This window comes from uncultured Thiocystis sp. (assembly GCF_903866365.1).
GTDB lineage: Bacteria > Pseudomonadota > Gammaproteobacteria > Chromatiales > Chromatiaceae > Chromatium.
This window is the reverse complement of the sequence record NZ_CAIPNF010000188.1, coordinates 1-1,990: the sequence shown is the minus strand read 5'-3', so window position 1 is coordinate 1,990 and position 1,990 is coordinate 1. Positions and strand designations below refer to the sequence as shown.

At 59.4% G+C, this 1,990-nt stretch carries 3 protein-coding genes; 2 read left to right on the top strand and 1 reads right to left on the bottom strand.

What is annotated here, in order from left to right; translation table 11 throughout:
• The first annotated feature begins 240 nt into the window (after window positions 1-240).
• Both QZY07_RS10785 and budA read left to right on the top strand, forming a co-directional pair.
• Entirely contained in the window at window positions 241-465 is a 225-nt protein-coding gene (locus tag QZY07_RS10785; RefSeq protein WP_295402344.1) for a hypothetical protein, read from the top strand.
• Between the two features lie 248 nt (window positions 466-713).
• Window positions 714-1,493 (top strand): acetolactate decarboxylase, encoded by a 780-nt coding sequence (budA, locus tag QZY07_RS10780; RefSeq protein WP_295402341.1) that lies wholly within the window; start codon window positions 714-716, stop codon window positions 1,491-1,493.
• A 196-nt stretch (window positions 1,494-1,689) separates the two neighbouring features.
• Here the strand turns inward: budA and QZY07_RS10775 are convergent.
• A partial coding sequence (locus QZY07_RS10775) for a hemerythrin family protein (protein ID WP_295402339.1) occupies window positions 1,690-1,990 on the bottom strand: 301 nt, incomplete at its 5' end.

Sequence of the window (1,990 nt, the reverse complement as noted above, 5' to 3'; positions counted from 1 at the left end):
TCCATGAAAACAGCGTGACGTGGCGTCGATGTCGTGAAAAATGGCCATTCAATGACCCATTGATGAGAAAGTCACCTTGATTTTCAGCCTCCAGAGCGGCTTCGCCGCGACGTCCGACCTAAGTCGGACAGGCTCCTAGTGCGGTCGTCTACTGCAAGACCGTGGGCGTCCCGAAAGGCTGTGTGGTCCGCCCGGTCGTGGTAGCTCCGGTGGTCGCCGCGCCTGTCGTGGTGGCACCGCGTGTTGGCCGCCGTCCGACCAACCTCAACGGCGGCGTCAACCGCGCTGGCGTTAGGCGCTAATGTCTCGTCCAAGTCGGGCCATCGCGTTTCCTTCGCTTCCGACGATCAGGGGTTATCCACGGTTGCTGTGGTTAGCCCGGTGGATAAGTCGCTGCCGGGGACCAAAACCCTGATGGAAAACAACCGCGCCGGTTCGATTGCGCAAAAACTGACCAGTCGCTGACACGTCGCTGTGCAGTTCCAAGTACAGAATCGTGCCTACGTGCCCCGTTGGGTCCGAGGCATCCGGATAGCTAAACTGTGCTAAAAGGGCGTTTTAAGGCCGCGAAGGGGGAGGGGCTTTGGGTTCGTCACCGAAGGGGATCAGGAAGGCCGTCGCGAGGCGCTGGCGAGGCCACCATTCGCCTGACAGGACGGCGCAGCGCTGTTGATCCTCAAGTCGCTATCAGATCACCATGCCGGAAGAATCCAATGCCCAGAACTTGGTTCCTGCTCGCCCTGATCGTCGCCGGTTCAGTGCAAGCCGACCACGACCGCGAGACCCTGTATCAAGTCTCCACCATTGACGCCTTACTGACCGGGGTCTACCAGCCTCTCGCCACACTCCGTGACGTGTTGCCGCACGGGGATTTTGGTCTGGGCACCTTTGCCGCCCTCGACGGCGAACTGATCCTCCTGGACGGACAGGTCTATCAGGCCGCTGCCGATGGTCAAGTCCGACGCATGCCGCCCGACACCGGGACGCCGTTCATGGCCGTGACCTTTTTCGACGCTGACCACGTCCTCGATCCGCCTCCCGATCAAACTTACGCAGCGTTCAAACCCTGGTTGGAGTCTCAGCTCCCGAGTCGGAATCTGATCTATGCCGTGCGCGTGGATGGCACCTTCCAGCACCTCACGGTTCGCAGCGTGCCACGACAGACGCCGCCGTATCGGCCATTGGCGGAGGTCTCGAAGGAGCAGACGCTGTTCGAGCACGCGGCGATCCAAGGCACCTTGCTCGGTTTCTGGTGCCCGACCTTCCTGCAAGGTGTCAACGTCCCCGGTTTCCATCTCCATTTCCTGTCCGCCGATCGACAGCACGCCGGGCATGTGCTCGACTTCCGACTCGCCAGTGGACGGGTCCAACTGGACCGAACCGAGGCGTGGGAGGTTCAACTCCCGCTCGATCCGGCGTTTCTCAACGCGCCGCTCCAGGGGGACCAGAGTACCGCCTTGCAGGCGGTCGAGCAGGCGCCTTCCGCGCCATAATGGCTTCCATAGCCGCGATCCAGGCGAAATAATCCGGATAGGACGGTGTCGTTGCTCCCAGACCGTCTAATCGGCGCTAAAAGGGCGTTTTAAGGCGATATTAGGAGCAGGGCTTTAGAGAGTTCGTACCAGGAACGAGGCGGGAAGGCCGTGGCGAGGCGCTGGCGAGGTCGGAAGGCGCGCACAACAGGCGCTCCTACGAACCAAAAACAAAGGGTTTTGGGGCACGTTTCAGATACGGAAGCATGGCGGTATCCATTTTTGCGACATGCCCCACAATCCAACTGCGTGACAAATTGAGAATTTCTTGATCAAGACCCGCGCGGAGTAATTCAGGGTCATTGAGTCCCGCTTCAGACGTTGCCAGTTGTTGCAGATGATCATTAACCTCCTTCAGCCGCACCAAAATGTCCTGATGGGCCTGTTTATGCGCGAGGTATTCGGGATAACCGATCGAGAACTGAAGTTTTTCTTCGCGCAAGAAATGTTCTTTCGTA